Below are 4,514 nucleotides of genomic sequence, written 5' to 3' on the forward strand. Positions count from 1 at the left end.
TAGGTAGCTATCAAGCCATTGAACGAACAAACACTAACGCAGATACACTTGATCTCTTAAGTTGGCGATCGCCCCCCAATCTTTCTTCTGAATTTTCAGTGTCGCCGATTTATCAAACCAGCAATAATCGGTGGGTTTTTGCTGTTCGATACCAGCCAAATGAACGTGAAGCCATATGGCTAGAGCTCGATCTTTTACATGGTTCTACCCTACTAAAAGGGATGCGGACGCTAAATGAAGGGTACCTCTTTGTCGTTGATAAACTGACAGGAAAAATTGTCTTTCACCCAAACCCCAGACGTATCGGCAGTGAATCTATTAGTTATCAATCTGGCATCAAGGATTTAGTTAATCAAGGGCGTCGTTATGGGCAGCTAGAGTATTACTATAATAATCAATTCAAAGTGTCCGTATTTAACGCAGATAATGACAACAACTTCGTCTTTGTTGCAGGGACGAACAGAGCGGATATTCTTGCAAACTCTCATCAATTCACGCTATCAGCACTGGTTCTGGCTTCACTTCTCTTACTCACTATTGTGATTAATTACTTGATCTACCAAATAAATAGTTCACTTTCATTATTGAACACTAAAAATAATCTAGCCGATTTCAAGCACCAGTTGCGCTCCATTTTAGACCGATTCTGTCACCATAAAGGTGTTCAATTTTGTCTCTATGCACAAGAAACCGGGCAACTAACCACCATCGATTTTCATGGCAATGAAACGCTCATCCATACTGATAAACGATTCTCTACTGCCTACACCCCTGGTGATATTTACTATTTTGGAAAAAAAAGCGCTGATATGCTTGCCACAAAGCTGCGTATCAATACACGCCACTACGCTATTCCGCTCTTCAATACGCAAGGTCTTATCGCTATCATCTACATGCCAATGCGAATACCAACAAACCGTAGCTTATTGAAAATAATAAGAAATTATACGGAAATCACCTTAAACAATTTGCTTCTAAATCAAAAGATGCAGAGCAAAGATGTGATGACGAATCTAGACAATAAACTCACCATTCGCAGCTTGATTGATGAGCAATTGGGGCAGCAACATGTCTATCTAGCACTGATCGACATCGACCATTTTCGCGTCCTCAATGACAAATTTGGGTACCAGTCTGGTGATAACATCATCATGCAAACAGCGAAATTGATGCAGATATGCTTTCCTAAGCCAAAGGCATTGAGCCTGGCTCGCTTTGGAGGAGAAGAGTTTGGCTTACTCTTTCAGGCGAATGACGAAAACCATGCCTATGACTTGTGCGAAATTCTGCGTCACAGAATAGAGCAAACGAGTCTAGACGATGGAAATAGCACGATAAAATACACCATCAGTATCGGGGTAACCTCGGTCAGTGACAGTCAGCATGCAAGTATTGGTCGGGCCGACAAGGCACTCTACCAAGCGAAAGGGCTTGGACGGAACCAAGTGGTTCTTAATACCTTTCAATCTTGATATTTACTGCATTCTAACGAGACAATACCGCGAAAGCGCTCGGTTTTTAGAATTCAATTTCTAGTAACAGATTTCTAGGATTAGATTTTGAGGCATCGGTTTTAAGGATTTAGAACGTTAAAGCCAATAATGAACATCCTAGTTTGATGCGTTCACCAAACTAGGATAACTCTAACGTGTATGAATCGTTCGCTGTGAGTATGTCTCTACGAGCAAGGTGTGAGATTGCGTTAGCTTTAACTACGCCAGCTTTAGATCGAATTGAGTGCGGTACATCACCATATCTTCAATCGTCAGGATTGGCATATTGTATTTACGGCTAAACTCCACGAGCTCTGGTGTTTTCGCCATGGTGCCGTCTTCGTTTTGCACTTCACAAAGCACACCCGCAGGTTGTAACCCAGCCATTTGCATCAGATCAACCGTACCTTCGGTATGGCCTCGACGAGTCATCACTCCCCCGGCTCGTGCGCGCAGTGGGAAGACATGTCCAGGTCGAGCAAGATCATCCGGTTTGGCCATTGGGTTTGCTGCCGTTTTGATTGTCGTCACACGATCTTGCGCAGAGACACCAGTAGTCACACCCACTTTCGCTTCAATCGAGACAGTAAACGCCGTCTGATTCGCGCTGTTGTTGTTTACAACCATCGGTGGGAGCTCAAGCTTGGTCGCTTGCGCATCGGTCAAACAAAGACAGACGATGCCACTGCATTCTCGGATCATCAGTGCCATCTGAGCGTTGGTTAAGTGCTCAACAGAATAGATGATGTCACCTTCGTTTTCACGATCTTCGTCATCAAGCAAGATGACACCTTGGCCTTTTCTTAAAGCTTCGAGAGCGTTTTCAACACGAGTGATTGGGTTGCCAAATTCGGCAAGTAATGAAGACTGATTCATGGTTAAACTCCTAAATATCACCAGAATCAGGGCTGTATGAGGGATATAACATCCAAAACGAAATGCACCAGTAAGAAGCACCAATAATAGAGTGCCACTCGCTGATGTGTTTTCATTCTCTCTCATCCGGACTTTAACCGTCGGCTCTGGGTTTTCACCAGATCTGCTGACCTCGACGTATCGAGCGCTCGCGGGCTGATCTTACGCACAATCGTGCAATGCTGAGTAATGCAAAGCTAAGTAATGCAAAACAATGCGAAGGTAAGATTTACCGCCGGTGGGGAATTTCGCCCCGCCCTGAGAATAAAAATTAAAATAATGAAGCTAATTCGAGCTAAACGCCCAAAATAAAGCGAGGCAATGTTAACGCGTTATCGACCATAAAACTACAATCTACACCACGAAACAGACACGAAATAGCGATAAAACTAGCGGATAAACAGCCTACTGATGACCTTTTGAGTAACATTTCGCCATCTCAACATCATTCTACTTCGAGGCAACCAAGTTGGGGTCAAGAGTACCGTTTTTAAATTTGAGAGTGCTTTAAAGCCTTCGATACCGTGATAACGCCCTATCCCAGACTCACCACTGCCGCCAAACGGTGCATCATCCAACGCCACATGTAAGAGCGTGTCATTAATACAAACACCACCGCTGTGAGTGTTTTGGAGAACATGAGCTTGTAATGCTCTATCATTACTCATGATGTACAGTGCAAGGGGCCTTGGACGCTGGTTAATCCGTTCGATGACCTCATCCATAGAATCATACCCAATCACAGGCAGCAGTGGGCCAAAGATCTCTTCTTGCATGACCAACATATCTTCGGTCACATTCGTCAGAATATGAGGCAACATCTGACGCTCGACAAGTTGCGCACAGTCAATCGTCTCTATGTTTGCCCCTTTCTCTTTTGCATCATCAATATGATTCTGCAATCGTGAATATTGGGCTTGATTAATAATGCTAGTTAGGTGGCGTTGACCTTTCTTCACGGGAAATAGATCTTCAAATCGTTTCAGATAAAGAACACCAAATTCCGACACTTTATCTTTTGGAACAAAGACATAATCGGGAGCGACACAAATTTGACCGCTATTGATTGACTTGCCAAGCATGATGGCGTCAATCGCTTTTTGAAGATCCGCATCTTTACCCACAATCACTGGCGATTTTCCGCCAAGCTCTAAAGTGACAGGGGTGAGGTTTTTAGCGGCGGATTGGGCCACTTTACGACCAACGGCAGTTGAACCTGTGAAAACTAAATGGTCAAAGGCAAGTGAACTAAATTGCGCTGCAATGGAAACACCGCCCTCTATCGAGTAGATATGATCACTCAAACAGGCAAAGATTCGATTTAGGACTTCATTGGTATGGGGTGTGGCTTCACTCAGTTTAACCATCACACGGTTGCCCGCTGCAATGGCTGTGACGATAGGGGCAAGGCTTAAAAAAATAGGAAAATTCCAAGGAACCATAACGCCAACCACACCAACGGGTTGAAACTGAACCTGAGCTTTTGAGGGCGAAAGTAATAATCCAGCAGAACGATGACTAGGCTTCATCCACTTCTTCAGATTTTTTAGCGTGTAATTAATATGGCTAACCGTCGGCATCACATCACAAATAGTGCTATCAAATTCCGTTCGATAACCATAATCTTGATTTAACGCTTCAACTAACTCAGCTTGCGTGGCTAACAACTCTAACTTGAGCTTAGCAAGTAACCCAACACGCTCTTCATAACTCGAATAAGGCGATTGATGGTATGCTTTTTGAGCCAGTTCAAACGTGGCGACTAGCGCTTGTTCAGATTCTAATTGATCTTGATTACCACACACTAATTCCATGCATTTGCCCTCTTTATAACGTTAATCACTACGTTATATTATCTAATTGAACAGTGTTCAAGCTTTTTAATGATCCAAGTTTATACTGGTTTAAGATACACAGATTTCATATTGATCTATTGCCGTTTTTAACAAGTTGATCGGCTATGGATTGTTGTTTTTCAGTACACGCTTCTACGGCTTTTGCCGTTACTTGTAACGCCTGTGCCATTTGAGACACATTAGTGGTTGCAGACAATACCGTTGATTGAAGTGGTCTTAACAATAGCCAATAAATACAGCCGATAATGGC

Annotated in this window: 3 protein-coding genes, 1 pseudogene and 1 riboswitch; of the genes and pseudogenes, 1 reads left to right on the forward strand and 3 read right to left on the reverse strand. The window is 43.3% G+C overall.

The features are described from left to right. The coding region (locus ACP45E_RS03280; RefSeq protein WP_069584691.1) for a sensor domain-containing diguanylate cyclase at positions 1-1,472 on the forward strand (1,472 nt) is incomplete at its 5' end. A 240-nt stretch (positions 1,473-1,712) separates the two neighbouring features. On the opposite strand, the gene ribB is transcribed toward ACP45E_RS03280, so the two are convergent. From ribB to ACP45E_RS03295, 3 genes and pseudogenes are all read right to left on the reverse strand, one after another. Continuing rightward, the gene (gene ribB, locus ACP45E_RS03285) at positions 1,713-2,369 is read right to left on the reverse strand and encodes a 3,4-dihydroxy-2-butanone-4-phosphate synthase (RefSeq protein WP_017037507.1); all 657 of its coding nucleotides are present in this window, start codon (positions 2,367-2,369) and stop codon (positions 1,713-1,715) included. A gap of 110 nt (positions 2,370-2,479) precedes the next feature. Next, positions 2,480-2,678, reverse strand: a riboswitch (FMN riboswitch). Positions 2,679-2,797: 119 nt separating this feature from the next. Then, the gene (locus ACP45E_RS03290; RefSeq protein WP_017037508.1) at positions 2,798-4,222 is read right to left on the reverse strand and encodes a coniferyl aldehyde dehydrogenase; all 1,425 of its coding nucleotides are present in this window, start codon (positions 4,220-4,222) and stop codon (positions 2,798-2,800) included. A gap of 106 nt (positions 4,223-4,328) precedes the next feature. Then, a pseudogene (locus ACP45E_RS03295) lies at positions 4,329-4,514 on the reverse strand (hypothetical protein); the annotation flags it as partial.

Origin of the sequence: Vibrio genomosp. F10 str. 9ZD137, from assembly GCF_049974785.1 — a bacterium.
Classification (GTDB): Bacteria; Pseudomonadota; Gammaproteobacteria; order Enterobacterales; family Vibrionaceae; genus Vibrio.